General features: G+C 53.4%; 25 protein-coding genes. 9 read left to right on the plus strand and 16 right to left on the minus strand.

Going from position 1 to position 25,374, the window contains the following annotated elements:
* Window positions 1-44 precede the first annotated feature (44 nt).
* Both ACR8BN_RS22110 and ACR8BN_RS22115 read left to right on the plus strand, forming a co-directional pair.
* The gene (locus ACR8BN_RS22110; protein WP_434747846.1) at window positions 45-1,934 is read left to right on the plus strand and encodes an aliphatic sulfonate ABC transporter substrate-binding protein; all 1,890 of its coding nucleotides are present in this window, start codon (window positions 45-47) and stop codon (window positions 1,932-1,934) included.
* Between the two features lie 95 nt (window positions 1,935-2,029).
* Window positions 2,030-2,980, plus strand: coding sequence for a sulfonate ABC transporter substrate-binding protein (locus tag ACR8BN_RS22115; protein ID WP_434747847.1), 951 nt, complete (start codon window positions 2,030-2,032; stop codon window positions 2,978-2,980).
* 314 nt (window positions 2,981-3,294) lie between these two features.
* On the opposite strand, the gene yahO is transcribed toward ACR8BN_RS22115, so the two are convergent.
* The 3 genes from yahO to ACR8BN_RS22130 all read right to left on the minus strand — a co-directional run bounded on the left by yahO (window position 3,295) and on the right by ACR8BN_RS22130 (window position 5,301).
* Window positions 3,295-3,564 (minus strand): DUF1471 family periplasmic protein YahO, encoded by a 270-nt coding sequence (gene yahO, locus ACR8BN_RS22120; RefSeq protein ID WP_191939526.1) that lies wholly within the window; start codon window positions 3,562-3,564, stop codon window positions 3,295-3,297.
* 272 nt (window positions 3,565-3,836) lie between these two features.
* A complete protein-coding gene (locus ACR8BN_RS22125; RefSeq protein WP_191939527.1) occupies window positions 3,837-4,973 on the minus strand; it encodes an HlyD family secretion protein in 1,137 nt (378 codons plus the stop codon).
* A gap of 1 nt (window position 4,974) precedes the next feature.
* Window positions 4,975-5,301, minus strand: coding sequence for a DUF3302 domain-containing protein (locus ACR8BN_RS22130; protein ID WP_033759973.1), 327 nt, complete (start codon window positions 5,299-5,301; stop codon window positions 4,975-4,977).
* A gap of 593 nt (window positions 5,302-5,894) precedes the next feature.
* Between ACR8BN_RS22130 and pqiB the strand changes: the two genes are divergently transcribed.
* The 4 genes from pqiB to ACR8BN_RS22150 all read left to right on the plus strand — a co-directional run bounded on the left by pqiB (window position 5,895) and on the right by ACR8BN_RS22150 (window position 8,901).
* Complete coding sequence (gene pqiB / locus ACR8BN_RS22135; protein WP_434747848.1) at window positions 5,895-7,547, plus strand: intermembrane transport protein PqiB; 1,653 nt, start codon at window positions 5,895-5,897, stop codon at window positions 7,545-7,547.
* Between the two features lie 140 nt (window positions 7,548-7,687).
* On the plus strand, window positions 7,688-7,939 hold the full coding sequence (locus ACR8BN_RS22140; RefSeq protein WP_039387444.1) for a type II toxin-antitoxin system Phd/YefM family antitoxin: 252 nt from the start codon (window positions 7,688-7,690) through the stop codon (window positions 7,937-7,939).
* Entirely contained in the window at window positions 7,936-8,223 is a 288-nt protein-coding gene (locus ACR8BN_RS22145) for a type II toxin-antitoxin system RelE family toxin (protein ID WP_434747849.1), read from the plus strand. The genes ACR8BN_RS22140 and ACR8BN_RS22145 overlap by 4 nt, the downstream gene beginning before the upstream one ends.
* 363 nt (window positions 8,224-8,586) lie before the next feature.
* Window positions 8,587-8,901 carry a hypothetical protein gene (locus ACR8BN_RS22150; protein ID WP_031593845.1) on the plus strand — a complete coding sequence of 105 codons (315 nt, stop codon included), beginning with the start codon at window positions 8,587-8,589 and terminating at the stop codon, window positions 8,899-8,901.
* Here the strand turns inward: ACR8BN_RS22150 and ACR8BN_RS22155 are convergent.
* Window positions 8,898-9,716 (minus strand): DUF4225 domain-containing protein, encoded by an 819-nt coding sequence (locus tag ACR8BN_RS22155; protein WP_434747850.1) that lies wholly within the window; start codon window positions 9,714-9,716, stop codon window positions 8,898-8,900. The genes ACR8BN_RS22150 and ACR8BN_RS22155 overlap by 4 nt on opposite strands.
* 333 nt (window positions 9,717-10,049) lie before the next feature.
* Between ACR8BN_RS22155 and ACR8BN_RS22160 the strand changes: the two genes are divergently transcribed.
* Window positions 10,050-10,745, plus strand: coding sequence for a haloacid dehalogenase type II (locus ACR8BN_RS22160; RefSeq protein WP_434747851.1), 696 nt, complete (start codon window positions 10,050-10,052; stop codon window positions 10,743-10,745).
* 37 nt (window positions 10,746-10,782) lie between these two features.
* On the opposite strand, the gene ACR8BN_RS22165 is transcribed toward ACR8BN_RS22160, so the two are convergent.
* From ACR8BN_RS22165 to arnB, 8 genes are all read right to left on the minus strand, one after another.
* Window positions 10,783-12,312 (minus strand): Fic family protein, encoded by a 1,530-nt coding sequence (locus ACR8BN_RS22165; protein WP_434747852.1) that lies wholly within the window; start codon window positions 12,310-12,312, stop codon window positions 10,783-10,785.
* Between the two features lie 146 nt (window positions 12,313-12,458).
* Complete coding sequence (gene arnF / locus ACR8BN_RS22170; RefSeq protein ID WP_010257128.1) at window positions 12,459-12,824, minus strand: 4-amino-4-deoxy-L-arabinose-phosphoundecaprenol flippase subunit ArnF; 366 nt, start codon at window positions 12,822-12,824, stop codon at window positions 12,459-12,461.
* Window positions 12,821-13,141 carry a 4-amino-4-deoxy-L-arabinose-phosphoundecaprenol flippase subunit ArnE gene (gene arnE, locus ACR8BN_RS22175; protein WP_022624286.1) on the minus strand — a complete coding sequence of 107 codons (321 nt, stop codon included), beginning with the start codon at window positions 13,139-13,141 and terminating at the stop codon, window positions 12,821-12,823. The genes arnF and arnE overlap by 4 nt, the downstream gene beginning before the upstream one ends.
* Window positions 13,141-14,808, minus strand: a complete 1,668-nt coding sequence (gene arnT, locus ACR8BN_RS22180; protein WP_208443724.1) for a lipid IV(A) 4-amino-4-deoxy-L-arabinosyltransferase — start codon at window positions 14,806-14,808, stop codon at window positions 13,141-13,143. The genes arnE and arnT overlap by 1 nt, the downstream gene beginning before the upstream one ends.
* Complete coding sequence (gene arnD, locus ACR8BN_RS22185) at window positions 14,808-15,710, minus strand: 4-deoxy-4-formamido-L-arabinose-phosphoundecaprenol deformylase (protein WP_434747853.1); 903 nt, start codon at window positions 15,708-15,710, stop codon at window positions 14,808-14,810. Before arnD ends, arnT begins: the two co-directional genes overlap by 1 nt.
* Window positions 15,710-17,689 carry a bifunctional UDP-4-amino-4-deoxy-L-arabinose formyltransferase/UDP-glucuronic acid oxidase ArnA gene (arnA, locus tag ACR8BN_RS22190; RefSeq protein WP_434747854.1) on the minus strand — a complete coding sequence of 660 codons (1,980 nt, stop codon included), beginning with the start codon at window positions 17,687-17,689 and terminating at the stop codon, window positions 15,710-15,712. Before arnA ends, arnD begins: the two co-directional genes overlap by 1 nt.
* Entirely contained in the window at window positions 17,686-18,669 is a 984-nt protein-coding gene (arnC, locus tag ACR8BN_RS22195) for an undecaprenyl-phosphate 4-deoxy-4-formamido-L-arabinose transferase (RefSeq protein WP_069027197.1), read from the minus strand. The genes arnA and arnC overlap by 4 nt, the downstream gene beginning before the upstream one ends.
* A gap of 1 nt (window position 18,670) precedes the next feature.
* The gene (gene arnB, locus ACR8BN_RS22200; RefSeq protein ID WP_434747813.1) at window positions 18,671-19,807 is read right to left on the minus strand and encodes a UDP-4-amino-4-deoxy-L-arabinose aminotransferase; all 1,137 of its coding nucleotides are present in this window, start codon (window positions 19,805-19,807) and stop codon (window positions 18,671-18,673) included.
* Window positions 19,808-20,505: 698 nt separating this feature from the next.
* On the opposite strand from arnB, the gene ACR8BN_RS22205 reads away from it, so the two are divergent.
* Window positions 20,506-21,084, plus strand: a complete 579-nt coding sequence (locus ACR8BN_RS22205) for a YceI family protein (RefSeq protein ID WP_031593855.1) — start codon at window positions 20,506-20,508, stop codon at window positions 21,082-21,084.
* A gap of 26 nt (window positions 21,085-21,110) precedes the next feature.
* Here ACR8BN_RS22205 and ACR8BN_RS22210 read toward each other — a convergent pair whose 3' ends face one another.
* From ACR8BN_RS22210 to ACR8BN_RS22225, 4 genes are all read right to left on the minus strand, one after another.
* Window positions 21,111-21,896: an anti-sigma factor family protein gene (locus ACR8BN_RS22210; RefSeq protein ID WP_434747814.1), complete on the minus strand. Its 786-nt coding sequence runs from the start codon at window positions 21,894-21,896 to the stop codon at window positions 21,111-21,113.
* The gene (locus ACR8BN_RS22215) at window positions 21,893-22,342 is read right to left on the minus strand and encodes a sigma-70 family RNA polymerase sigma factor (protein WP_434747815.1); all 450 of its coding nucleotides are present in this window, start codon (window positions 22,340-22,342) and stop codon (window positions 21,893-21,895) included. Before ACR8BN_RS22215 ends, ACR8BN_RS22210 begins: the two co-directional genes overlap by 4 nt.
* 87 nt (window positions 22,343-22,429) lie before the next feature.
* A complete protein-coding gene (locus ACR8BN_RS22220; protein WP_434747816.1) occupies window positions 22,430-22,966 on the minus strand; it encodes a tetratricopeptide repeat protein in 537 nt (178 codons plus the stop codon).
* A 143-nt stretch (window positions 22,967-23,109) separates the two neighbouring features.
* A complete protein-coding gene (locus ACR8BN_RS22225) occupies window positions 23,110-24,123 on the minus strand; it encodes a Gfo/Idh/MocA family oxidoreductase (protein WP_311977964.1) in 1,014 nt (337 codons plus the stop codon).
* Between the two features lie 108 nt (window positions 24,124-24,231).
* On the opposite strand from ACR8BN_RS22225, the gene ACR8BN_RS22230 reads away from it, so the two are divergent.
* Complete coding sequence (locus ACR8BN_RS22230) at window positions 24,232-25,242, plus strand: LacI family DNA-binding transcriptional regulator (RefSeq protein ID WP_311977966.1); 1,011 nt, start codon at window positions 24,232-24,234, stop codon at window positions 25,240-25,242.
* The last annotated feature ends 132 nt before the right edge of the window (window positions 25,243-25,374 follow it).

Genomic DNA, 25,374 nt, shown 5'->3' on the forward strand with positions numbered 1-25,374 from the left:
CCACGCGGTATGGTCATGGCTTTCCAGTTAACCTGGTGAATAAGATGCAGATTGCCAGCCCTGAGTTGATTGACCCCGCATCGCGCGCCTTTAAAAGCGTGCTGGATCAGCTTGCGCCTACCGACGCGACGGTGCTGATCATTGGTGAAACCGGCACCGGCAAAGAGGTGATGGCGCGCTATCTGCATCATCACAGCGCCCGCAGCAGACAGCCGTTTCTGGCGGTCAACTGTGGTGCCCTCACCGAGAGTCTGGCGGAGTCTGAGCTCTTTGGTCATGAGAAAGGGGCATTTACCGGCGCACAGGATCGCCATCGCGGCTGGTTTGAGGCGGCAGAGGGCGGGACGCTGCTGCTGGATGAAGTCGGTGAACTGAGTGCGTCGCTGCAGGTGAAGCTGCTGCGCGTGCTGCAGGAGCGTGAGATTACTCGTGTGGGTTCCTCCAGGGCTGTAAAGGTCAATGTGCGGGTCATTGCGGCCACCAACCGCGACCTGGCGGTGGCGATTCGTGAACGGCGCTTCCGGGAAGACCTCTACTACCGGCTCAATGTGGCCAGCGTCACGCTGCCGCCGCTGCGCCAGCGCTGCGAAGATATCCCGGTGCTGGCCACTCACTTCCTGCAGCTCTATGCGCGCCGTCTGGGCCGACCTCAGTTACGTCTCAGTGAAGATGCTGTCGCCACGCTGATGAACTACAGTTGGCCGGGCAACATCCGCGAGCTGGAGAACACCCTGCATAATGCCGTCCTGCTCAGCAAAACCTCGCTGGTCACGCCGCAGCAGCTCCGGCTGAATAATCTGACGGGTAGCGAGCTGCCACCGGGAGAGGAGGCGCTGGATCAGTTTTTACGGCAGCAGATGCAGCAGAACGAAACACCGCTCTATCCCCGGGTGATTGAGGCGCTGATAAAGAATGCGCTGGAACTCACTCAGGGCAATCAACTGCAGGCCGCCGCGCTACTTGGCATCAGTCGTCATACGCTGCGCACCCAACTGGGCCATCTGGGAGTGATTAAACCGCGCCGCACTTCACTGCGTCAGCGCGACACTTCTCTGAATCAGCAGCCAGAACGGGAGCGGGAACTGCGCATCGGTTATCAGAAATTTGGCAACCTCGGCATCCTGAAAGCGCGCCAGTCACTGGAACAGCAGCTGGCCGATAGAGGCGTCAGCGTGCTGTGGAGTGAGTTTCCTGCGGGTCCGCAGCTTCTGCATGCGCTGAGCCAACAGGAGATCGATTTCGGCACGACCGGTGAAGTTCCCCCCTTGTTTGCGCAGGCCAGCAACAGCCCGATGGTTTATGTTGCCTGGGAACCCGCCGCGCCGCAGAGCGTGGCACTGCTGGTACCGAACAGCAGCACGGTTCAGCAGATTGGCGATCTCAGAGGAAAACGCATCGCCGTGAATCGTGGTTCCAACGTTCACTATCTGCTGCTGCAGATTCTGGATGAAGCGGGTTTAGGGCTGGATGATGTGCGCATCGTCTATGCACCGCCAAAATATCCGCTGACGCCCAGCGACCTCAACGCAGTGGATGCCTGGATGATGTGGGATCCGCTGCTCAGCGATGCAGAGAACAGCGGACAGTTCAGGGTGATCGCTGATGGCACCGGCCGGGTCAATAATCATCAGTTTTACCTTGCCGAACGCGGGTTCGCGGCGCAGTCGGGCGATCTGCTGCAGGTTCTGCTCACCGCGCTGGAGCAGACTGGCCGCTACATCGATGCACACCGCGCAGAAGCCGCTGCGTTGCTCTCCACCGAACTCGGGATATCAGCGCCTTCACTGATGCATGCCTTAGCGCGGCGCAGCCATCAGACCCAGCGCATGAACTTAGCCATCATCCGGGAACAGCAGATCATCGCTGACCGCTTCTATGCTCTGGGGTTATTGAGTCGCGCCATTCGGGTACGTGAGTCGGTCTGGCATCCATAGCGTTTTTTTCGCTAAGCATCGAACATTTGATCGCTAAGTGCTTCAACCCGCGTTTGTTATGTTGCGCTGACAACAACCAGACTCAGGAATGAGAGATGAAAAGAGTTTTACTCAGCGCATTGATTATTGCCGCCCAGGCGGGATTAGCGTTCAACACCCAGGCTGCAGCAGAGAAGCCCGAAACAGTTAATATTGGTTTTCAGAAAGCCAATATCTTCGCTCTGCTGAAATATCGCGGCACGCTGGATCAGGAATTTAAGAAGCAGGGGATTGCGGTTCACTGGATTGAGTTCCCGGCCGGGCCGCAGATGCTGGAAGGCCTGAACATCGGCAGTATCGATCTGGCCGCAACCGGCGACGCGCCACCGACTTTTGCTCAGGCCGCACAGGCCGACCTGGTTTATCTGGCACATTCTCCCGCTAACCCCAAAACCGAGGCGATTGTGGTGCCCGCCGACTCCCCCATTAAAAGCGTGGCGGATCTCAAAGGCAAACGCGTGGCGCTGAATAAGGGCTCTGACGTTAACTATCTGCTGGTCACTGCGCTGGAGCAGGCGGGGCTGAGCTATAAAGACATTACACCGGTCTATCTGCCACCCGCGGATGCGCGTGCCGCTTTCCAGCGCGGTGCAGTGGATGCCTGGGTAATCTGGGATCCTTACTACGCAGAAGTTGAAACCAACGCCCACGCGCGGCTGATTAAAAATGCCGAAGGCCTGGTGCCACACTACACCTTCTATCTTGCCAGCCGTAAGTTTGCGGAAACCTGGCCGCAAATCGCCAGCCAGGTGGTGGATGAGCTTGGGTCGCTAAGTACCTGGGCCAATCAACATCAGGAAGAGACGGCAAAAATCATGTCCACCTCAACCGGTCTGCCGCAGCCGATCTGGCAACGGGCGCTGGCAAGGATGCCGTTCGGGGCAGAGCGGATGACACCTGAAGTCTTCACGCAGCAGCAGGCACTGGCCGATAAGTTTACCCAGATTGGTCTGTTACCGGTGAAGGTCGATATCCGCAGTGCAACCTGGTCGCAGGATAAGAAATAGGGGAGAGCCGGGCGGCGGCTGATTAGGGGAACCCTGGCCTGACGCCTGATAACGTCATCGCCTGGAGTTAATGCAAGTGCAGGCGGATTAGCGTGACGTGTTATCAGCGCATCAGCCTGGGCCGAAAAGGCCCTGTCACCGACGTTCAGCTCATCCTCGCTGAAAACGGTTTAAGGTCCTGATGGTGCTAGAAAGATGCCCTTTACGCTAGTAGAGGGCATCGATCAACCTGTATTAAGAACATATTTCCTGAGGCTCCGAAAAAAAATCACCTATTTCAGTCTGTATTTCAGACAGATAGCTTCGTTACTTCGCTATTTTTTCTTGTATACATCAGCGGTACCTTTAATTTTGTTATTCGTATTGGCTGAGGTCAGCACGAACACATCGCCGCCTTTTTTATCGGCCATTTCTGATAGCTCCGCTTTTGCATCTGAAGGGCTGGTCTCACCTGATGTTGAGATATCGCCTATCTTTTCATACTGATCCTTCACTTTCATAAAATCATTCTTTGACATCATTTCGGCAGCAAATGAGCCAAACGATAAGGAGCAAACAACCACACCAAAAATTAATTTTTTCATATGCGTATCCTCGGAATGTTATAAAAGACGATTAGAATTCGTAACTACATTTAAAACATAGCATATTCAATGAAAACAGCTATTTCAAAAGCTTATTTACGATCCTGTTTTGTGAGAACCGATCAGTAATTTAATTAACCACCCGCCGTGTTTTCAGGGTAATTTCAAATCAGAGTCTATTACAAAGCCAGGCCGTTCATAACTGTTCTGATTAACATCTTCTGAAAGGAGGCCAACAGTTAATGGATGGAAAGTTAAGGATATATTTATCATCAGTGATCCAGGTAGAGGTAATGCACCCAGCTGGTCATTCTCAGCAAAATTTTACGCATGACCGAAACATGCGTGAAGTGGTCAGAATAGACCGCAACCTGAGCAAATATGCCGTCTGGCAATGCATCAACGTCCTGATTTGGGTTTAATTCAATTAAGGCTAATACGCCATCAGAACCTGAAGCAAGGCTCAGCGATTGCACCGTTCCCTGTGCCTGATAAGCTCCGCCTGGAACCACTGGCAAAACTCTGAGCAGTTTTCCTGAGAATACCTGTCCCGGAAGGGCATTAAAAACGACCTCTGCTTCATCTCCCGCTGTCAGGCGAAGCAGGGAATTTTGTCTGAACTGAGCAATGATCTGACGTTTTTGCACAGGAATGAATATCATGACCGGGCGCAGCGGCAGGGCGGCTGCGTAGCTTCCGGGACGGATTAAGACCTGAGTGACATAACCATCACTGGGTGCGCGGACAACCGTCTGATCCAGGTTATACCGGGCTTCTGCTAATTGCGCGCGCAGACTGGCTATCTGGGATTGTTCTCCTCCTGATACACTGTTCAACTGGCTTCTGAGCTGCTCCTGTTCCGCCAGAGAACCTTTTACCAGGGCATCCTGCGCCAGAAATATCTGTCTGGCATTATCAATATCACGTTCAGAGAATGGATTGACTTTCGCCTTACTGCCTTTGAGATAGCGTTGATAGTCCAGAAATAATCTATCCCGCTCAGCAGATACATGGGTTGTGTAGGCAACGGCTTCGCTTAATTGTCCTTTCATCGCTTCAATATTGTTAATAGCAGTGCTCAGGTCGGCTTGTAATCTTTCGACGCGGACCTTATAACGTGTCTGATCCAGGGTGAAGAGCATTTCTCCCTTTTTAATAAGCACTTCTTTTTTATCAGTAACTTCATTTACGACGCCGGTCACTTGTGGAGTAACAGGAATCGCGACAACCGCTTTTTGTGCCAGTGACGTATAGGGATGGTTATAATTCATTAGCAGAATTAGCGCGCTGACCAGAAAAACCCCACCGAGGGCCGCTGTTGGCACTGTCCATTTATTGACGGGTATGCGAAATATTTTAAAAACAGCCCAGGCTATCGCAACGTAGCTTAAAATAATGAGCAGATCCATATCATCGCTCCGGTCGAAGCGGTTTGGAATCAGCCTGTAAACGCTCCAGTTCTGCTACGCGCTGCTGCAGTTCCAGTAATGAAGTGTACTGGTTCTGCATACCCCAACCACGATCCGGACGATAAAGTGTGGCCCAGATCCACAGGAAAGGCCATATGACATGCAGTGTAAACAGACTTACCCAACCTGCGACGTGAATGGCATCGGCATGAGGATGATTACGGGACTTTGCGATTAAATAGGGAATATCATGAAGAACGATAATTCCATAAAAAATAATTATGAAAACGAAGATCAGCATACCCAAAGCAAAATAGTTAAGGAACATAGGTGCCTCTGCTAAATTGGAATGCGAAGTAAAAATAGATCGGCTGCAACAATGTTTCAATTCGTAAAAGAGTTAACCTGACATACCTCGGTGACAGACGCAATACCAGAAAGTCATGCAGCGCTCAGGGATTTTAGGCACTTCAGCGAGGACGTAGGTGGGCAATACTGTTCATTAGTGATGATTTTAGTGTATTTATTAGACTTTAAACGCAGGATTATTCCTCTTTATTTTGAGTCGTTAACCTCCATAATGTTGGTAACTGATTGATTTGATTTTATTAAAATAATATGACACGTTGATCACAGATTTGTATTTCTAAAGCTTTATTTAAAAACATATCTTTATACTTATAAACCCTCCTGTCCCGACGTTATTACAAACTATTCGATCCATTATTTACTGGAAATAATGCATCTCCGTATGAAAGTAGATTTTATGATCCTGACTTATCGAAATTTAACGCTTAATGATGAGATTAACTATCATGGCCTCAGGAAAGACCAGCGAATACATAGCCCTGAGATCGAATCTTTTTTCAACAGAACGCCCTGAAAAGTTCAGGTTACTCTGTTTATACACGGGTCCATACTTTGTCGGATAAGCCGGATAGTGCTCATGTAAACCCCAACAAAAGATGGTCTTCTGTCTGGATCATTCCCTTTGTCACGCTGCTCATCGGTGCCTTTTTATTGTATTACCATAAAAGCCAGCAGGGACCTCTGGTGATTCTGATGACCGAAAACGCACAGGGGATTAAGGCAGGTAAAACCGTAATAAAAAACCGCAACATTGATGTGGGTGTCGTTGAAAGTACCGAGCTTACTGACGATCTTAAGCACGTCGAGATCAAGGTTCGCATGCACACTGGTATGCAAAAACTATTGAACGGCAATAGCGCTTTTTGGGTGGTCAGGCCTGAAATTGGATTCGAAGGGATAACGGGCTTAAGTACCTTGTTCTCAGGCGCCTATATAGCCTTACAGCCAGGTTCACCGGGGCCAGCGCCGGAACGCTATCGGCTGTCAGATGCGCCTCCCCAGTCCTCACCGAATGCAAAGGGGATCAGAATCACGCTTAATAATCGTGAAGCGGGGCAACTCATGCCGGGCTACCCGGTTCTGTTTCGCGGCCTGCGTGTCGGGTCAGTCGAGAACAGCCGGTTTGATATGGAAAAAAGGATGATGCGTTATCAGGTTTTTATCGCTTCGCCCTTTGATCAGCTTGTCACCTCAAACGTTCGTTTCTGGAAGAATAGTGGGATTGCTGTGGATTTATCCTCATCCGGGATGCGCGTGGAGATGGGCTCCATCACCACATTATTAAGTGGCGGGGTCAGTTTTGACCTGCCTGAAGGCGTGGCCCTGGGCCAGCCGGTTAAGGGCGTAGCAACTTATACTCTTTATGACGATCTGCGAAGCATCGCGAATTCACGTTATACCGAACACCTCGACTTCGTGATGTTCTTTACCGATTCTGTTCGCGGACTTCAGGCAGGCGCGCCTGTCGAGTTTCGTGGAATACGCCTGGGGACGGTTGCTCAGGTTCCTTTTACCTCGCCAGAGATAACCCGGAATTTTCGCAGCCATTATGAGGTTCCCGTACTGATTCATATTGAACCCCAGAGATTCATGAGCGGAATGAGGGAAGACTTTGACCTGGAGAAAAAGCTACAGCTGGGTAAAAAACAGGGGTTAAGAGGCTCGCTGAAAACAGGCAGTCTGCTTTCCGGTTCGCTGTTTATCGACTTAGACTATTATGCAAATGTTGAGCCCGACAAAGGTCCGGATATCGTCGCGGGTTACAAAGTCATCCCCACAACGCCTGGTGGTTTAAACCAGATACAGCAAAAGATTGTGGCTATAGTGGATAAGATGAACAGTCTTCCGCTTCGGCCACTGATTTCAGTTGCGACCGGTACGCTAAAACAAAGTCAGCGCACCATGACAGAAATACAAAAATCGCTCAGGCATATTGATGGATTTATCAGCAGCCCTGCAATGAAAACACTGTCTGAGGATATGCAGCAAAGCCTGCAACAGCTCAGCCGCAGCATAAAAGGTATTCAGCCTGGCTCGCCCGTATATCAAAAACTGACGGGGGATATGCAGCGTCTGGACCTTGTACTCAGAGAATCGCAGCCGCTACTCAAGACCTTAGATAAGAAAAGCAGTGCGCTGATTATTCAGGATGCTGCAACTGAAGATCCTGTTCCTGTCGGCGCGAAAAAGAGAAATGAAAAATAATCCCATCTTCCGGCATTTCAAATAGCTCATTCAGCCTTTGCAGTTCATCAAACATAGCCATTTGTATCTACCGAAAGAGACTGGTTATCAGGTCTTGAGGCTGCTACTATAAAGACCTGTTAAGCAGTCCTGGAGGCTCTATGCCAAACATTATTTTAAGCGATACCAGTGCCAGCGTAAGCGAACTGAAGAAAAATCCGATGGCCACGGTTAATGCAGGTGACGGTTATCCTGTCGCCATTCTTAACCGCAACCAGCCTGCATTCTATTGCGTCCCGGCTGAGCTTTATGAACAGATGCTTGATGCCCTTGATGATCAGGAACTGGTTAAGCTGGTCAGTGAGCGCAGCGGCCAGCGTCTGCTTGATGTCGATTTGGATGCGCTTTTGTGAGTTATACCGTCAAATTCAGGGAAGAGGCTTTTAAAGAGTGGCAGAAGCTGGACAAATCTCTCAAGCAGCAGTTTGCCAAAAAGCTGAAGAAATGTTGTGACAATCCCCATATTCCTTCTGCAAGACTACGTGGGATTAAAGACTGCTATAAAATCAAACTCAGAGCGTCCGGTTTTCGTTTGGTTTATCAGGTAATAGACGATCAGCTGGTAATTGCCGTTGTTGCTGTGGGTAAACGCGAGCGCAGCGATGTTTATCATCTTGCCAGTGAGAGGATGCGGTAGGGAGGGCGGATTTGGCCGTACATGCATATTTTTGATAGGAGCCATTAATCTTATCAGGATTTATTACTAATAAGGGTCAGGAGGACGTTGGCATCAAAAACGTATATTGTGTTGGCAGAGATGAAAACGTTAGCTACGGCCTGTTTTGATACGCCGTAAAACCCGAAAAAGCTGGAACACATGACAAATTCCTTTCTGGCTGCGCGATGACTTAGGTGTAATATTATCAATAGCTTGCAGGGAAATCTCACGTATGACATCTAATAGTAGTCGGGTCAATGTGGGGAAAGCCGGGCTCGATAACCGGACCACTTTTTGTTATATCTTGTGGTGTTCTCTGGAGCATTTTAAGGATGAAAAGCAATGATAGTAAGTGAAGATGCCCTGCTGCGCTCAGGCTTTAGCTCCGCAGACCTGCGAAAAGTCAAAAACAACCTGGAAAGTTATGGCGGTTCCCTGGGGGATGCCATTCAGGATCTGTCCAGACGCTTCACAATAGCGCTGACCGTTGTGCTGTGTTGTCTTGCTATCTTTATTTTTTTGCTCTTTGTTGGCTCCAGCGAGACCGTTTTTTCCGGTGGAATTGCGCTGCTCTGCGGTTGTGCGGTTGCCATATTTGTACAACCGCCTGTGTTGTCTTATAAGTCCTGGCGATACCAGAGAGCGAACAGAAATTAGCGACTCTGCTGATCGGTCGTGATAAGGTCAAAAATCACTTTCGCTTTGACGCCATAGTCCACGATTTTCATCGTTAATTTTGGTCTGCTCATGGTATCAACTTTCCGGTAATAATCACGGGGCAACCACCGGAACAGACGCCACGCGCCGGGTTTTCTTGCCAGACCAAAAACACCGTACACGCTGGCGCTCAGTGTAGCAGCATTGTAAAGTGCCAGTCCTGTGTTCGGGCTGAATCCCATGAACTGCGCAGCCTCCATTGCCCCGTCTGCAAAAATTCCTTCAGAGTGCGACTCTTTGCCGTAACGGAGATGACTGACTTCCTTCGATATGCCATTTACGCCGTCAATGAACAGCGTGGCACCGGCTAGCATACCGATGGGGATCATGGAAGAGATCATGATCATCCCGCCAAACATGGCAACCCCGGATAAAACGATATGTACCGCAGATATGACGTACCCGACAATTTCGTTATTGTCCCGGACAAACTCCACTTTAGCGATGAGTTTTGCGGTCTGCATCCGTAGCAGGCGATCCTGTTCACGAAGGTTCTCAGTCTCTTTCCGTAGGTTTTTTATACAGGCTATACAGTTTTCGTCGGTCCTGGCCTGACGTGCTGCGGCAAACTGTTTCTCAACGACATCCCTGATCTCCTGAACAAACTGAAGTCGCGTGAGGCTGTCGCGCAGATGAAAGCCTGAAATTACGTTAGCGGCTTCTACCAGCTTTCTCGCTTCCAGATTAACCATTGTTTCGGCCCATGCCCGGTTGCGGCCACCTGAACGCATCATTGAAAGTAGTGCAGCATCCATTTTTACTCTCCCTGTAGATTTTACCGTTCCAGAGATAATAAATTATTCTCTCTATGTGTAAACCGTACGACAGGGAGGGAACGAGAGGAAGTTATAATGGAATATATACAGATGCTGTTTAAGAAGAGAAGAGAGAGCAACAACCCTTCACATTATCTTAATTCATTCAAATTTAACATAATTAGTATTATGCGCACCATTGGTATTTGATGTAATTCCACAATTTTAGTCTCTACCGCCCTCTAATCTTGAGCAATCCCTTCTAGTAACCTACCTTCAATCAGCGCCCATAATGCCTAAGCATCACACCCTACAAGCCAGCCGGAGACCCTTATGTCCAGCCTTACTAGCCCCGAACCCTTAAGCGGCATCCTGTTTTTCGATGTCAATGAAACCCTTCTGGACACCAAAGAACTGAGCCAGGTTGTCGCGCAGCGGCTTGGTAACAGGCCGGAGCGCGCCGAGGCCTGGTTTACCTCTCTGTTGCATCATTCACTGGTCGAATCAGTGACCGGCAGCTGGCACAGCTTTGGTGATATTGCCGAAGCGGTACTGAAGATGACCGCTTCGCGTTACGGCGTCACTCTGCCAGCTGACGCGACGCCGCTGGCTGACATTATTGCAACCATGCCCGCCCATCCGGACGTTGCCGCAGGACTGGCTACCCTGAAGCAGCAGGGATTTACGCTGGTTGCACTGACCAATTCCTCAGCCGCGCTGGCTGAAAAACAACTCAGTTCAGCCGGACTGGCACCGCTGTTCACCCGCATCCTTAGCGTGGAACAGGTGCAGGTGTATAAACCCGATCTCAGAGTCTATCAGTGGGCAATGGAGGAAATGGGCCAACACGCCGCAGCGTGCATGATGGTGGCGGCGCATGGCTGGGATGTGGGTGGCGCAAAACGTACAGGGATGAAAACCGCCTTTGTTACCCGCAACGGCCAGGTACCTTATCCGCTGGCACCTGCGCCTGATTTGATCGTTAGCGATATCCAGGCGCTGGCAGCACAGCTTAAACCGCTGTGCTGAGCATAGTGCGCAGGGATTCGCGGTGAAACCCAGGCAGTCATTCTGCCTGCGTCTCAAACGCCGATCTGACCGCTTCCACGATGCGCCCGGAGAGCGTGATATCTTCGAGCAACGGGAACGTTTTTTTAAGCTTGCCTGAGATCTGCCAGCCATTTTCCTTCAGCGAACGAATAATGCGACTCGCGTCCTGATCGGGCATTTCAACGACTTCCTTCAGACGCTGCTGTGCACGCTGAAATATCACCAATACGCGCGCTTCATCAGCCATCTCTTTTCGAACGGTGTGCTCTATAACTTTGCAGGTATAGAGCACATGCTCGGTTAAGTCGGGATAACGCCAGGTGAAACGGGCATCCTCATAGTCGCTAAAACTGAAATTACTCAGCGTGCCATCTTCATAGGTTTTGAGCTCGCCAAACCGATAGCAACCCGCATAGCGCTGCATCAGCCGTTTAGAAAATACATCTAGCGTGCGGTCATAACCGACCCGAAAATCCATCGAGCTGGTGATAGTGGCTGAGACCGGCAGGATGACACCATCCGGTATCGCTCCGTCACGAATCAGCGTGTCATTGACCAAAAATCGATGGATGCGGCCATTGCCATCACGCATCGGGTGGATATAGACGAAGCCAAACGCAATAACAGCGGCACGCGCCAGTGGCGCGGCTCCCCGCGTCGCCATGTCAAAGGCTTTCAGGCCCTGCATGAAGCGAGGGACATCATCATAGTGTGGCGCAATATAGTGGACGATATCTTCACGCATTGTCGATTGCCCGACAAACACGGGTGAGCGGCGCAGGCCCAAACCCAATGCGTCCTGGCCAAGAATGCCCTGCTGTATGGTATACAGGCTGGTATCACTGAGCGGATCGTCAAGCTGTCCGCAATACTGCGCAATGACGTGAGCAAAACGCTGAATGCGGTCGCCCTGATCCGACTCTTTCTCAATCAGAAAACTGGCGCGCGACTCTTTAAATGTCAGCCAACTGGCAGTGCGCATCAGAATGTCTGTGCCAAAGGCATTATCCAGATCGTTTAAGGCATCATTGAGATCGAACTTAAGCGCCTGTTCAACGGCCGCGGTCCTGCGCACCAGCGGGCAGAAATCCACACATCCTGGCAAGTTATCATTGATGCGCCACCGTCTGACGCGCTTTACTGTCGTTCGGGTCAGATAGGCTTTGGATGAAATGGCCTCAATATAGCCTCCATTGGTGACATCCGGTACCTGCAGCGTGTTGCCGGTCAACCATTCATAGAAAAAGCCAACCCGTCGCGCATACTGTCCGAACGGCTCCTGACGACACCACGCCTCCAGAGGTTCCGGGCCGACAGCGGTAAACAGGCGGGCAAAAAACTCCAGGTGAATCTCTTCGTACTTGAGACCAAAGGCAAAGTGACCGGCAAAATCATCTTCCGGTTGATAGCCAGGTGGATAATGTTTTTCCACCTGCCCCTGGCTCTCATGATGAGAGCGTACCGTTCCAATAGCTGACTTAACGCGTAATGGCTGCGCCAGTTTGATAGAATAACGTTCGCGCAGTGCGCTAAAGCCGACCAGCATAGTGAATCCTTTATTAGTTGTCCGAAAACGGTAACAAAAAGGATTTTTAACACTAAAACGATAATATGCCTATCATGGCAGCATTAATTTCTGCCCGAAAACGGTAATAAACAGGATTTATAATGCGGAAATGCTAATTTTTTTGTTCAGGGCTTAACCACGATACACAGCAGGCCGATGACAATAATCACTACGCCCGCCAGGCTGTGCCAGCTGAACGCCTCATGGAATACCGGCAAACAGACAGCCACCAGCCACACCAGCACATAACTGAGGCTGAGCAGCGGATAGACCCGGTTCAGCGGAAAATAGCGCAGCGCCCGAATCCAGCAGAGCATCGAAACACCATAAGCGCCCAGCCCGGCCAGCAGCAGCAAGGCGGGCAGCAGGGCAACAGCAGGCAGCGACGTTATGCTGCTGACATCGGGCAGACGCGGCATCGCCCAGCGCATCATCAGCTGTGCCGCTGAGACCAGCAGCACACTGCATGCGACCCATCCATACCCTTTCATAGCTGGCTCGCCATCAGCGCCACACCCGTTACCACCAGTAGCGTGCCGGCGATCTGGCGCAGCGTCAGGCGCTCGCGCCAGAGGATGCGTCCTGCCAGCGCAACGAAAATAAAGTTAAGGCTCAGCATCGGATAGGCCTGGCTGACAGGCACCCGCTGCAGCACCAGCAGCCAGAGAAGCATCGCAACACCCAGCAACAGCACGCTCACCCCAATCCAGCTTAAGCGGACCCGGCGCGATGCCGCGTGAGTCGCCTGTTTCTGGCACAGTTGCGCGCTGCAACTGAGCAGACTGACCAGTACAATCAGCAGCAGCATCACTTCATCTGACTGTAATAGAGGCAGACCAGCCTGCCCTGGCGATAGACGGCGTCCGGCACCGGAACATCCTCGCCGATATCACTGTGTACTGAATCAACCAGCAACAGCAGTGATACGCTTCCTGTACGGCGATGATCGGCAAGCCAGCCGCCGAAGTCCGCCTGAGAGACAAAGCGGGATTGCGCATCCGGGTAGCTCAGCCCATATTCCAGCTCGCCTTTGGTGTCATAGAAGCCGATATCGCTGCGTTGCAGATGCCAGGCTGCGGCAGATGCCACGCCGGGATTGTCCGCCAGGATAAAGTGACTTGAGGCCAGACGCTGGCTAATCGTCGAGACAAAGCGCTGCGGCTGTTTGGCGTCGCGGATTTTATCCGGGATCGCCGTGCCAATAAACAGGGCGACGCCCAGCGGGCAAAGCGCGGCCGCCAGCCAGCGACGTTGTGCAGAGCGGCAGCTATATGCGCCCACCAGCCCCCAGATGAGAAATGCCAGTGCCCCCAGCGCAAGTTTCAGCATCTCATGCGTGGCGAACAGCGGATGATGCGTCACGCTCCAGGGAGCGAGCACCAGCACGACCGTTGCCAGAGTAATGATGCCGAAAATCAGGTTGAGCCAGCCATTGACTGTTAATGCGCGCCCTGCCCGCTGCGCGGCGTTCAGGCCATAGTGCGCCATCAGCAGCGACAGCGGCACAAAACAGGGCAGGATATAGGTTGGCAGCTTGCCTTTTGCCAGGCTGAAAAACAGCAGCGGCATCACCGTCCAGCTCAGCAGATAGAGCGCGCCGGGATGCTGCTGACGCTCGCGCCAGCCGGTCATCAATGCGCCCGGCAACAGCGCCAGCCACGGCAGCGTTCCCAGCAGCAGAACCGGCAGGTAATACCAGAAAGGCGCTTTGTGCTGGGCATTGTCCTCGGCAAAGCGCTGGATATGCTCAACCCAGAAGAAGTAGTGCCAGAAATCCGGTGCCTGATGATAGATCGCCAGCGCCCAGGGTGCGCTGATCGCCGCGGCTGAGAGCAGCGCCAGCGGTCCGAAGCAGAGCAGTTCGCGCAGTCGCTGCCGCCAGATCGCCCACGGCAGAATAGCCAGCACCGGCACTGCCAGCGCCAGAAAGCCTTTGGTCATAAACCCCATGCCGCAGGCGAGGCCAAGCAGCAGATAGCCGCCCGCCCGCCCGGCGCGTCCGCTGGCCTCCGTCGACAGCCAGAAGCTGCACATCGCGGCCGCCAGCCAGAGCATCAGCATCGGATCGAGCACCGCATAGGTGCCGACAGCATAAACCAGCAGCGAACTAAGGAAAATAATCGTGCCGACGGCAGCCGTGCGTGCCGAACCAAACAGCCGCCTGCCGAGCCAGTAGATCAGCACGGCGGTCATCGCCGTGGAGAATATCGATCCCGCCCGCACACCAAAGTTGTTGTGGCCAAACAGCCACTGGCCCAGCGAGTTGACCCAGTAGCCGGCAATCGGTTTTTCAAAATAGCGCAGGCCAAAAAAGTGTGGCGTCACCCAGTTACCGGTTGTCAGCATCTCCCGGCTGATCTCCGCATAACGGGTCTCATCCGGTTGCCAGAGGTCGCGGAACATGGGCGGAAGCAGGTAATAGAGAATAAAAAAGCTGAAAAAAAGTAGCCACTTCGTGTTGTTATGTATCCGCACTAGTTCGCCTCTTCAGTCAGTTTCTGGCAGCCCAGCCACCCTTCGCGTCCGGGGATTTCGCCTCTGACTACCCTGCCCACCGGCAAGGTACTCAGATCGTCGGGCAGCAGCTCGCTTAACGGACAGAACTGAATGCCGTGACGGGCCGCAGCAGCCAGCAGCTGGTCAAAGTCCGGGTAGCCGATAATCCCTTCGACTTCGGCATGCACGGTGTATACCGCCCCATCGTCAGAAGAGAGCATTTTCGCCAGAATGTAGTCGTTATAGCCTTCTGCGCTGACCTCGCGGCCAACCACTTCATCCCATGTGGGCAACGTTACCGGAATCTGTACGGTACCGATCTGTCCATCCGGCAACATGGGCCGGAACGGGCCGCTGCCGCGACAGTCGCTGTTGTAGTGAAAGCCAAAGTCCTGTTTGGCGGCGATCACCCGGCCATCGGCTCGCCAGCCCGCGACGGCCGAACAGCTGACAGGATGACCGAGTATCTCACTCAGCGTTTCGGTGCCGCGTGCTATCTGCTCAACCAGCTTATCCTGCGGCCAGACGCCGGCCCAGGTCTGCCAGGCAAAGTGGTCCCAGGCGTGCAGACCGACTTCGTGCTGACGAGTGGCGTCCTGAATGATGTGCCGCAATTCCCGTCCCATCTGCTTTCCCGGCCAGGCCGTTCCGGCGAGCAGGATGTCCCAGCCATAGAGCGATGCGGCGCGGGAGCGCAGCATCTTCATAAGAAACGCCGGTTTCACCAGCCGCCAGAGATGGCGGCCCATGTTGTCTGGTCCCACGCTGAAGAAAAAGCTGCCCCGCACCGCATGACGCCGGAACAGCTCAAGCAGCGCCGGCACGCCCTGCTTCGTGCCGCGCCAGGTATCTACGTCAATCCGCAGACCGATCTTCTTCATCACTTATCAGCCTGTGGCTCAACGGTGCGCAGGAAGAAGTCGAGCGTGTTGTCGATAGTGACATCCATCGTCACGGTCGGGGTCCAGCCGAGTAAGCGACGCGCATTGCGGATAGCCGGTTTACGGTGCTCCACATCCTGATAGCCTTTGCCGTAGTAGCTGCTGCTTTCTACCTCGCGGAAACCGGCAAACGGCGGGAACTGGCTGCGCAGCGGATGACGCTCAAAGCTGGCCAGCAGCTGCTCTGCCAGCTCTTTAATACTGGCTTCGTTGTCCGGATTACCGATATTGATGATCTGACCATCACAATTCAGCTGTTTGTTTTCGATAATGCGGAATAGCGCCTCAACGCCATCCTGAATATCGGTAAAGCAGCGCTTCTGTTTGCCGCCGTCGATCAGCTTAATGGGCGAACCTTCTACCAGGTTAAGGATGAGCTGAGTGATCGCGCGGGAACTGCCGATGCGTGCTGCATTAAGGTTATCCAGACGTGGTCCCATCCAGTTGAACGGACGGAACAGGGTAAAACGCAGCCCCTCTTTTTCGCCGTAGGCCCAGATAACGCGGTCCAGCAGCTGTTTGGATACCGAGTAGATCCAGCGCTGTTTGTTGATCGGCCCGACGACCAGATTAGAGCAATCCTCATCGAAGCTGTCATCGGTACACATGCCGTAGACTTCTGAAGTGGATGGGAAAATGATGCGTTTCTGATACTTTACGCAGTCGCGAATGATTTTCAGGTTCTCTTCGAAATCGAGTTCAAACACGCGCAGTGGATTGCGGGTGTACTCAATCGGCGTGGCGATGGCCACCAGCGGCAGAATGACGTCGCATTTTTTGATGTGATACTCAATCCATTCGGAATGGATAGCGATATCCCCTTCGACGAAATGGAAGCGCGGATGATCCAGGAAGCGGCTGATCGCGTCTGAACTGATATCCAGGCCATAGACCTCGAAATGCTCATCCTGTAACAACCGCTCGGTAAGATGGTTACCGATAAAGCCGTTAACGCCAAGGATCAGCACGCGGGTACGACGTTGCAGCGCCGACTGCGGTTTTGAATAGAGCAGTGCGCCAGGGACGATGCCCAGACTCTGCGCCAGCTGGCTGCCATTCATGTAAACGCCATGCTCGGACTGGCCGGTCTGGATTTCCAGCGCGCCCTCACCACAGGCGATCAGGAATGGCTGCTTAGAGAGTACCGTCCCTGGCTTTGCCTGATGCTGCTGCGGATGAACCCGGCTCTTCCAGACAATAAATTTAACCGAACCGGCAAAGGCGAATGCGCCAGGCCAGGGATCGGTAACCGCTCTGACCAGATTGTGAATCGTCTGAGCAGGCTGATTCCAGTCAATGCGGCCATCTTCAGCCGTGCGACGATCTACCCGTGTCGCCTGACTTTCATCCTGTGGCCACTCACTCACTTCACCCTTGCGCAGGCGAGGTAAAACGTCGCCGAGCAACTGCTCTGCAGCCTGGGTTAGTTTACGATGCAGCGTCAGCGCGTTGTCCTGATCTTCAATAGCGACTTTCTGCTGCGCCAGAATATTACCGGCATCCGCGCGCTTCACCATGCGATGTAGCGTAACGCCCGTTTCATTCTCGCCGTTGACCAGCGCCCAGTTCAGCGGTGCCCGGCCGCGATATTTTGGCAGCAGCGAGCCGTGCAGGTTAAAAGCACCCTTTGGGGCGCATTGCAGGATCTCATCGCTCAGCAGATGGCGATAGTAGAAGGAGAAGATCATCTCTGGCGCCATAGTGCGGATACGGTCAAGCCAGATCGGGTGATTCGCCTCGTCGGGTGCATAGACCGGAATGCCATGCTCTGCCGCCAGACGGGCGACTGAGCCGAAAAAGTGGTTTTCGGTCGCCACATCGTTGTGAGTAAAAATGGCGGTAATCTCATAGCCTGCACTCAGCAGCGCATTGATGCCGACACAGCCCATGTCGTGATAGGCGAAAACAACGGTCTTCATGATTGATTATCCTGTACTGAAGGCTCTTCTGGAGCCTGAACAATGCGTTGAACGAAATAGCGCGGACGCGCCCGAACGTCGTTGTAAATGCGCCCGATGTACTCCCCGAGCAGTCCCATACCCACAAACTGGGCGCCGATAAACATGAACAGCACGGCGAACAACACGAAGACGCCGTCACCCGCCCAGGCCGCACCAAAAAAGAGTCGCAACACGATCAACACCAAAGAGAAGGCGAAGCCTGAGAGCGCAATCAGGCTGCCGACCACGCTGAGCAATCGCAGCGGCGTGGTGGTCAGACAGGTCACCAGGTCGTACATCAGGTTAATCAGGCGCATAAAGCTGTATTTCGAATCGCCAAAGGCGCGCTCGGCGTGGATGACCGGCAGCTCAATGGTGTGTCGGGCAAAGGTGTTGGCCAGAATCGGAATAAAAGTGCTGCGCTCGTGACAGTTGAGCATCGCCTCGACGATGTGGCGACGATAGGCGCGCAGCATGCAGCCGTAATCGCCCATCGCTTTGCCGGTGACCCGCTGAATCAGCCGGTTGAGCGTGCGTGAGGCTTTACGACGGAACCAGGTGTCCTGGCGCTGCTGTCGGACGGTACCCACCACGTCATAACCCTCACGCGCGGCGTCAACCAGCCGCGGGATCTCTTCCGGCGGGTTCTGCAGATCGGCATCCAGCGTAATAATCAGATCGCCACGGACCTGGCTGAATCCGGCCATGATGGCGGAATGCTGACCGTAGTTGCGGTTGAGCAGCACGCCGGTTATCCGGCTGCCGGGAGCCGTGGCGGCCTGTTCAATCAGTTCGGCAGAACGATCGCTGCTGCCGTCATCCACCAGCAGAATTTCATACTCAATCTTAATTGAGTCACAGGTGGCGCAGGTGCGCTGAAGCAGCTCCGGCAGACTCTCCTGCTCGTTATAGACAGGGATGACCACCGAGAGCATATTGATCGGTTTGATATCGCGCATCTCAGGCTCCGGCAATGTCATGTAAAGCCTGAATCACACGTCCGACATCCTGATCCGTCATTGACGGAAACAGTGGAATCGAACACATCTGCTGGCTGTTAAGTTCACTGGCGGGAAGACGTAAATCGGGATAGTGCTCGCGATAATATTTATGGGTATGCGCCGCACGGAAATGCAGACCGCTGCCAATATCCCGCGTCTTCAGTGCCTGCATAAAGGCATCACGCGAAAGACCACAGCGCTGTTCATCGATGCGGATAATAAACAGGTGCCACGCATGCTGATGTGGCCAGGCGGGCAGTGACAGCGGCGTGAACGGCAGCATGCGCAGCGCTTCAAGATAGCGTTCAGCAATCTCACGGCGGCGGGCAATAAAGCCAGGCAGTTTCTGTAACTGCACCAGCGCAATCGCCGCGCTGATATCGGGCAGATTGTATTTAAAGCCCGGCATCATGACTTCCGCCTGCGGCAGACGTCCCTGGGTCTGACGATCAAACGCATCCACCGCCAGGCCATGAAATTTCAGGCTGCGTATACGATCTGCGAGAGCGGCGTCATCGGTCACCACCAGCCCTCCTTCCGCGCAGGTGATATTTTTGATGGCGTGGAAAGAGAAAATCGCCGTACCGCGCTGCCCGATCGGTTTTTGATGATAAGTGGTGCCCACGGCGTGAGCCGCATCTTCAATGATGGCGATGCCATGCTGTTGAGCCAGTTGATAGATTGGCGCGAGATCGGCAGGTGCACCAGCGTAATGCACCGGAATAATGGCGCGGGTGCGGGACGTAATCGCCTGCGCTATCCGTTCCGGCGTCACCATCAGGTTGTCGGGATCCACATCAATCATCACCGGCGTGGCACCCAGCAGCGTGATCAGGTTCAGGGTAGAGACCCAGGTCATGGACGGCGTGATCACCTCATCGCCAGGCCCGATCCCCATCGCCATCAGCGTGACATGCATTCCGGCAGTGGCAGAGCTTACTGCGATGGCGTGCTGGTTACCGGTCAGCTGAACAAAGGCCTGCTCCAGTTCGGCGCATTTTGCCCCGGTCGTTATCCAGCCAGAGTCAAATACCGCTTTAACAGCAGCGAGCTCTTCATCACCGAATGAAGGCCGGGAAAATGGCAAAAAATCCATGCTAAAACTCCTGCAGATCAAACCCATAAGCTGTCGCGCGTTGTTAATCAGGCACAACGCCGGAAAAGAATTGAAATAACGAATGACTAACAGTCGGCCAGGGTGCTATCGACACCCTATTTTCCCTTTATGGAATTAAGGTTGCCGGACTGCTAATACAAACTACCGCATGAAAGTTAACTGAACATTAAATGAAGCGTGTTAATTACAATAAAATCAGGCAGGAGTAAGCTGATCATTTCCGGAAAAGTTCACTATTAAAGAAGTAATAATCACCCTGACCACTACTCTTTTTGATTTATTGATATTTTGTTTAAAAACAGCAGGATTCTCCTGTAATGAGCACAGAAACGAGCTCATCCATCAGACGAAAACTTTTAATATTAAAATTAACACACTGATATTTATAGGCTAAATTCAGCCTGCGAATCACAGCCTCACATCGGTAAAAAATAGCGCCACGCCGATTTCAGTAAAAACACAGATTAATAAAGCCTTCTTAATGTATTCTTAATATTGTTTGTTATTAATATCCTGCCCTTACAATAATCTTTGTCCTTTGGTGAATCTCATGTGACAGTCAGTTAATATCTGACAGATTATCTGTGCCTGTAAGGTAAAAACAGTGCTAAAAAAAGTGAATAAGATCGCGGTTTCAGGCGTTAACGTTGGGTCTGCCTAAAAAAGAGAAAATAGTGATGATGCGTGCCGCCTGTTTATGCACTCTGTTAGCCCTGCTCAGCCCGGTGCTTTACGCCGCGCCGGTAACCTATGCCATTACCCCCGATAAAACGTCGATAGGCCTTTCATGGCGCGCCTTTGGTCACGAATTTTCACAGGCCAGACTGCAGGGTGTGACCGGCACAGTGACACTCAATCCTGATGAAGACCGTGACGATCGTATTGAAGTGACTATTCCGGTAGGGACGCTGGTGGCCTCGAACAGCCTGTTAACCTGGCAACTGAAAAGTAATCTGTTTTTTGATGCAGAGCATTACCCAAATATTCACTTTGTCAGCAGTCGCGTGGCCTCACTGGGTGGCGGGAATTACCGTATTTTTGGTGTACTGACGGTTAAAAATGTCAGCCGGCCAGTCGTGATGCTGGCCTCGCTGGACAGCGGAAAGACAATTGATCCGGCTTCAGGCTCGCTGGCGCTGCATGCCACCACCGCCATCTCCCGCTCAGCCTTCGGAATGGATCGGCTGGTCGGGGTGGTTGATGATCGCGTCAACATTGCGCTGGCCATTGCCGCGCAGGGCAGACAGCCGCTATAGCGGTAACTGCTGAAGGGTCCGCCGGATTAACTGAGTGCTGTCTGCAATGTTTCCGCTGTGGATGCCAGCTGGGCCGGTGGGTTGCGGCCAATCAGCACATACTGATAGCCGTCACGCTTCCACCAGGCCAGCTGCATGCCATGGCGCTGTTCACGGGCGATGGGATTCGCGTTATCCGGCGCAGGCGAGATACAGAGCGCCATCGGGCCATAATCAGCATGCAGCCAGGCGATTTGTGCAATCGACGTCCGTTCGTAGCGCAGGATCCGCACCATTTTCAGTTCAGCTCCTGGCAGGCTGAGTTGCTGCGGATGCAGCTGCAATCCTAAATCGAGTCGGGTACGGTCCAGCCCCTTCTGCAATATGGCGGCGTCATCAGGCGTATCGGCCAGCGTTTCAGCACTGTAGAGCGACATATAACGCGCCTCCAGATCGCGGATATTCTGGCTTTCATCTTTCTCATCATCTTCCGGTCTTGCCAGGAAACCAATGCCGCTGCCCACTAACAGAAAGCTGACAGACGCAGCAATCAGTGCCCGACGGCTGTAGCCTTTGACTGGCATTGACTCTGGTGCCGTGATGGCTGCCAGTTGCTGTGCCATTCTGGCCTGCGGTGCCTGTTCCAGCAGCGGCGCAAAAGCCTGTTCAAAATCGAGATTACTTTGCTGTAAATGCTCAACCCGTGCCGCCAGTTCGGGATCCCCTGCCATCGCCTGCTCAAACTGCACGGCTTCCTGTGGCGTCATCTCACCATCCAGCCAGGCAACAATTGCCTCATCGCGCCACGGTGGTGTAAAAGTTTCCCTGTTCATCTCCGTTTCTCCTGCGGTGCGGGCGAGGTCGCCGGCTGTCTGGCCAGCGTGGCACGTGCGGCGGCCAGACGGCTCATAATCGTGCCAATCGGAACCGAGAGCGTCTCTGCCGCCTCCTGATAGGTCAGACCTTCGACATACACCAGAAACAGGGCATTACGCTGGGCCTCGGGTAAGACGTTAACCTGTTGCATAATGCGCTGGAAATGGCGGTTTTCGTCGCTGGTGACGTGGTTATCTGCGGCCAGCAGCGCATCGGGATCCACGAATCCCTGTCCCTGCCGCACCTTTCGCGCCCGTAAATCACTGGCCCAGATGGAGTGAAGGATCGAAAAGAGCCATCGGTCAATGCGCGTGGCCGGCGTGAACTGCGCGCTGCGTTCCAGCGCGCGTACGCAGGTTGACTGCACCAGCTCTTCTGCCATGTCACGGTTGTGTGACAGCACATAGCCGTAACGCCAGAGCCGCGTCAGATGTTCCGCAAGGTGCTGACGGATGTCACTGTGAGTGATTTTTCGCTCCTCCCTGCCGCATCAGACCTCGGGGTGGCCATTGATCGCGGCCTGCAGATCGCGGTACTCCTCGCACTCTGTGCCACAAATCCCGGCAATGGTTTTTAACTGTTCACGCGCCAGATCCGGACGCCCTTTGATCATCCAGGCTTCGCCCAGATATTCACGCACTTTAGCGTAACGGGGATCAAGTGCAATGGCGCGCTGATAATAGCCAATGCCCTCGTCCGTGCGGCCCAGTTTTCGGGTGGCGTAACCACGATAGTTCCAGGCTGCGCGGGTATCCTGATTTTTCAGCGTATCCAGCAGGTTGAGCGCCGCCTGATATTCGCCCTTTTTCGCCAGATGCCAGGCATAGCGGGTTTTATCGTCATCACTCAGCTTGCTGGTCTTCTCAGGCACACAACTTTTAGTGTGACTGTCATAGACCTGACCTTTGGGGCAGTCAGGCGTCTTTTTATCACTGTCATTGTCGCCCATCGCCACACTCAGCGGAGAGTGCAGTATCAGCAGTAGTGCCGGAACGGCAAGCAGAGAAAAACCAGAACGCGTTGTCATAATTTATCCTTATCGGGTCTGTGAGGCAGGCGATAAAACCCACCGGATGCAGTCCGCTAGCGCGGCGCTGTACGGTAAACAACTCAGCGCCAGTTTCTATTCGATAAAAATAAAATTATTTTTTTCCAGGGTGCCACGCTGAATCAGAACAGCATTTTTTCCACCGCACAGAAACGCCGTTCCGCCAGGGAGTTCACCGCAGCTTCCGCAATCGCCTGGGCTTTCAATCCATCCTCTAAGCCCGGCAGATCGTCAATCTGCTCACCGTTCAGCGATCGGATAAACGCATCCAGATGAGCATAATAAGTTGGCTGCACCCGGCTGAACCAGTCGGGCAATAAGCCTGGCTGCTGAATCTGCGCACCCTGATAGCAGCTGACGCCACGCTGTGGCTGAGAGGTTGATTCCAGCATCCCGTGCGGTCCCATCACGCTGATGCGTTCATCGTAGCCATAGCCGGTGCGGCGGGCATTATCGAGCTGTGCCAGCGCCCCGCCCTGCAGCCGTAATAGCAGCGTGCTGGTGTCCACGTCGTCAAATTCGCTGATCGAGGGCAGAGCCAGCGCTGCACCCATCGCCGCCACCTCTGTCACCTCCTCTTCAGTCAGCCAGCGCAGCAGGTCAAAAAAGTGGATAGCCTGATCGCGCATTTGCCCGCCGGACGCCTGAAGATAGGCCAGCGGCGGCATGGCTGAGGAGCGGCAGACCATCTGAATCAGTTCCGCCGGGCCGATCCGCCCCTGGCGGAGTTGTTGCTTCAGCTGCTGATGGCTGACATCAAAACGGCGATTAAACCCTACTGTGACCGGCACGTTGTAGGGGAGAACATTAGCCACGGCTGAACGGGCCCGCTCAAGAGAGAGATCGACCGGTTTTTCACAGTAGATTGCTTTACCGGCGCGGGCTGCGGCTTCCAGCAAATCAGCATGGGTCGGTGTCGCGCTGGCGATCAGCACCATATCAATCTGCCCATCATTTATCGCCTCGGTGACAGACGCGGCCCGGGCATCAAAGCGGGTCGCAAAGTCGGCGGCGCGCGCGGGATCCGCATCCGCAACCCATACCAGTTCAACCCCAGGATGCGCCTGAAGATTCGCGGCATGAACTTCACCAATAAAGCCACACCCCAGCAGGGCAACACGTTGCTTTTTATTCATTTATTTGAACTCCATCATAGTCCGGCAGAAAGCTGCATCTGCAGGATAACGCTGCGTTTTACACTAGCGGCACGGTGTTTTGAGGTGTTTACCTCACAGGAGATCGATATGTCGCTGAAAGAGGTCGCCCGACGGGCAGGTGTGGGACTGGCAACCGTGGATCGGGTGCTCAATGAACGTGGCGGCGTCGCGCCGGAGACGGTTCACAGGGTGCTGCAGGCAGCCCGTGAGGTCGGGCTGAAGCGTATCCTGCCTGAGGAGCATCGTCATCCATGGCAGATAGAACTACTGCTGAGCAGCAACGATTCGTTTTTCTTTAAGCAGCTGGCACAGGATTTTACTGAGGTCGCCTCGCATCTGGGCTATCGTCGGTTAACGCTGCGCCGCACTTTTGTCCCCGAGGCTCAGCCAGAACGACTGGCAAAGCTTATCAGGCAGGGCGGTGAGACGCGTGATGGGCTGATCGTTTTTGCCCATGAACATCCGGCGATCTATGAGGCGCTGGACCATTGCCAGGCGCGTGGCGTACCGGTGATCTCGCTGGTCACCGATTTACCTGGTGCCGCCCGGCTCTGTCATGTGGGGATCAATCAGTTGCAGGCAGGACGTACAGCCGCTCAGCTGATGGGCAAAATGCTACATCAGCCCGGTGAGGTATTGATGGTCAGTGGGCACCGGGATTACAGCGCGCATCGTCAGCGTATTGAAGGGTTTCGTGACCTGATAACCAGTCGGTTTCCCCATCTTCAGTTACGTGAAGTTCTGGCCGCCCAGGAAAATCGCGACACCCTCAGTAAGTTGCTGGAGAAGCAGCTGGTTCAGAGCGGTCATCTGCAGGGCATTTATAACACCGGCCTGGGGAATACCGAGATCGGGCAGGCGCTGGCACGACATCGTCGGCTGAATCAGTGCATCTGGATTACTCATGAGCTTTACGCCACCACCCGCACGCTGATGGCGCGGCAGAGCGTTGCGCTGACACTGGATCAAAACACCCGGCAGCATGCCCAGCTTGCGCTGCAGCTGATGCTGACTTATCTGGAGCAGGGAGAGAAACCCGATGAGTATGTCAGCGGAAAAGTGGACTTTATGATTTATACCGCCGAGAACTCGATATGAGCAAACCGTCAGGTCACAATATCCCGTGAGAGCAAGGATTTTTTGTTGTGGAGGTTACGCTGATGAGATCTGATGAATGCCCTCGGGAGGGCCCAGTGGATAACGCGCTTTTAACTTTAAACAGCATCATCT

The sequence above is a fragment of the Pantoea sp. Lu_F5_004 genome (assembly GCF_051136245.1).
GTDB classification, from domain to species: domain Bacteria; phylum Pseudomonadota; class Gammaproteobacteria; order Enterobacterales; family Enterobacteriaceae; genus Pantoea; species Pantoea agglomerans.

Excerpts from the sequence above, each read along its gene's own strand:
- ACR8BN_RS22110 (WP_434747846.1), top strand. The coding sequence starts at position 45 with ATGCAGATTGCCAGCCCTGAGTTGATTGACCCCGCATCGCGCGCCTTT.
- ACR8BN_RS22115 (WP_434747847.1), top strand. The coding sequence starts at position 2,030 with ATGAAAAGAGTTTTACTCAGCGCATTGATTATTGCCGCCCAGGCGGGA.
- yahO (WP_191939526.1), bottom strand. The coding sequence starts at position 3,564 with ATGAAAAAATTAATTTTTGGTGTGGTTGTTTGCTCCTTATCGTTTGGC.
- ACR8BN_RS22125 (WP_191939527.1), bottom strand. The coding sequence starts at position 4,973 with ATGGATCTGCTCATTATTTTAAGCTACGTTGCGATAGCCTGGGCTGTT.
- ACR8BN_RS22130 (WP_033759973.1), bottom strand. The coding sequence starts at position 5,301 with ATGTTCCTTAACTATTTTGCTTTGGGTATGCTGATCTTCGTTTTCATA.
- ACR8BN_RS22140 (WP_039387444.1), top strand. The coding sequence starts at position 7,688 with ATGCCAAACATTATTTTAAGCGATACCAGTGCCAGCGTAAGCGAACTG.
- ACR8BN_RS22150 (WP_031593845.1), top strand. The coding sequence starts at position 8,587 with ATGATAGTAAGTGAAGATGCCCTGCTGCGCTCAGGCTTTAGCTCCGCA.
- ACR8BN_RS22155 (WP_434747850.1), bottom strand. The coding sequence starts at position 9,716 with ATGGATGCTGCACTACTTTCAATGATGCGTTCAGGTGGCCGCAACCGG.
- ACR8BN_RS22160 (WP_434747851.1), top strand. The coding sequence starts at position 10,050 with ATGTCCAGCCTTACTAGCCCCGAACCCTTAAGCGGCATCCTGTTTTTC.
- ACR8BN_RS22165 (WP_434747852.1), bottom strand. The coding sequence starts at position 12,312 with ATGCTGGTCGGCTTTAGCGCACTGCGCGAACGTTATTCTATCAAACTG.
- arnF (WP_010257128.1), bottom strand. The coding sequence starts at position 12,824 with ATGAAAGGGTATGGATGGGTCGCATGCAGTGTGCTGCTGGTCTCAGCG.
- arnE (WP_022624286.1), bottom strand. The coding sequence starts at position 13,141 with ATGCTGCTGCTGATTGTACTGGTCAGTCTGCTCAGTTGCAGCGCGCAA.
- arnD (WP_434747853.1), bottom strand. The coding sequence starts at position 15,710 with ATGAAGAAGATCGGTCTGCGGATTGACGTAGATACCTGGCGCGGCACG.
- arnA (WP_434747854.1), bottom strand. The coding sequence starts at position 17,689 with ATGAAGACCGTTGTTTTCGCCTATCACGACATGGGCTGTGTCGGCATC.
- arnC (WP_069027197.1), bottom strand. The coding sequence starts at position 18,669 with ATGCGCGATATCAAACCGATCAATATGCTCTCGGTGGTCATCCCTGTC.
- arnB (WP_434747813.1), bottom strand. The coding sequence starts at position 19,807 with ATGGATTTTTTGCCATTTTCCCGGCCTTCATTCGGTGATGAAGAGCTC.
- ACR8BN_RS22205 (WP_031593855.1), top strand. The coding sequence starts at position 20,506 with ATGATGCGTGCCGCCTGTTTATGCACTCTGTTAGCCCTGCTCAGCCCG.
- ACR8BN_RS22210 (WP_434747814.1), bottom strand. The coding sequence starts at position 21,896 with ATGAACAGGGAAACTTTTACACCACCGTGGCGCGATGAGGCAATTGTT.
- ACR8BN_RS22220 (WP_434747816.1), bottom strand. The coding sequence starts at position 22,966 with ATGACAACGCGTTCTGGTTTTTCTCTGCTTGCCGTTCCGGCACTACTG.
- ACR8BN_RS22225 (WP_311977964.1), bottom strand. The coding sequence starts at position 24,123 with ATGAATAAAAAGCAACGTGTTGCCCTGCTGGGGTGTGGCTTTATTGGT.
- ACR8BN_RS22230 (WP_311977966.1), top strand. The coding sequence starts at position 24,232 with ATGTCGCTGAAAGAGGTCGCCCGACGGGCAGGTGTGGGACTGGCAACC.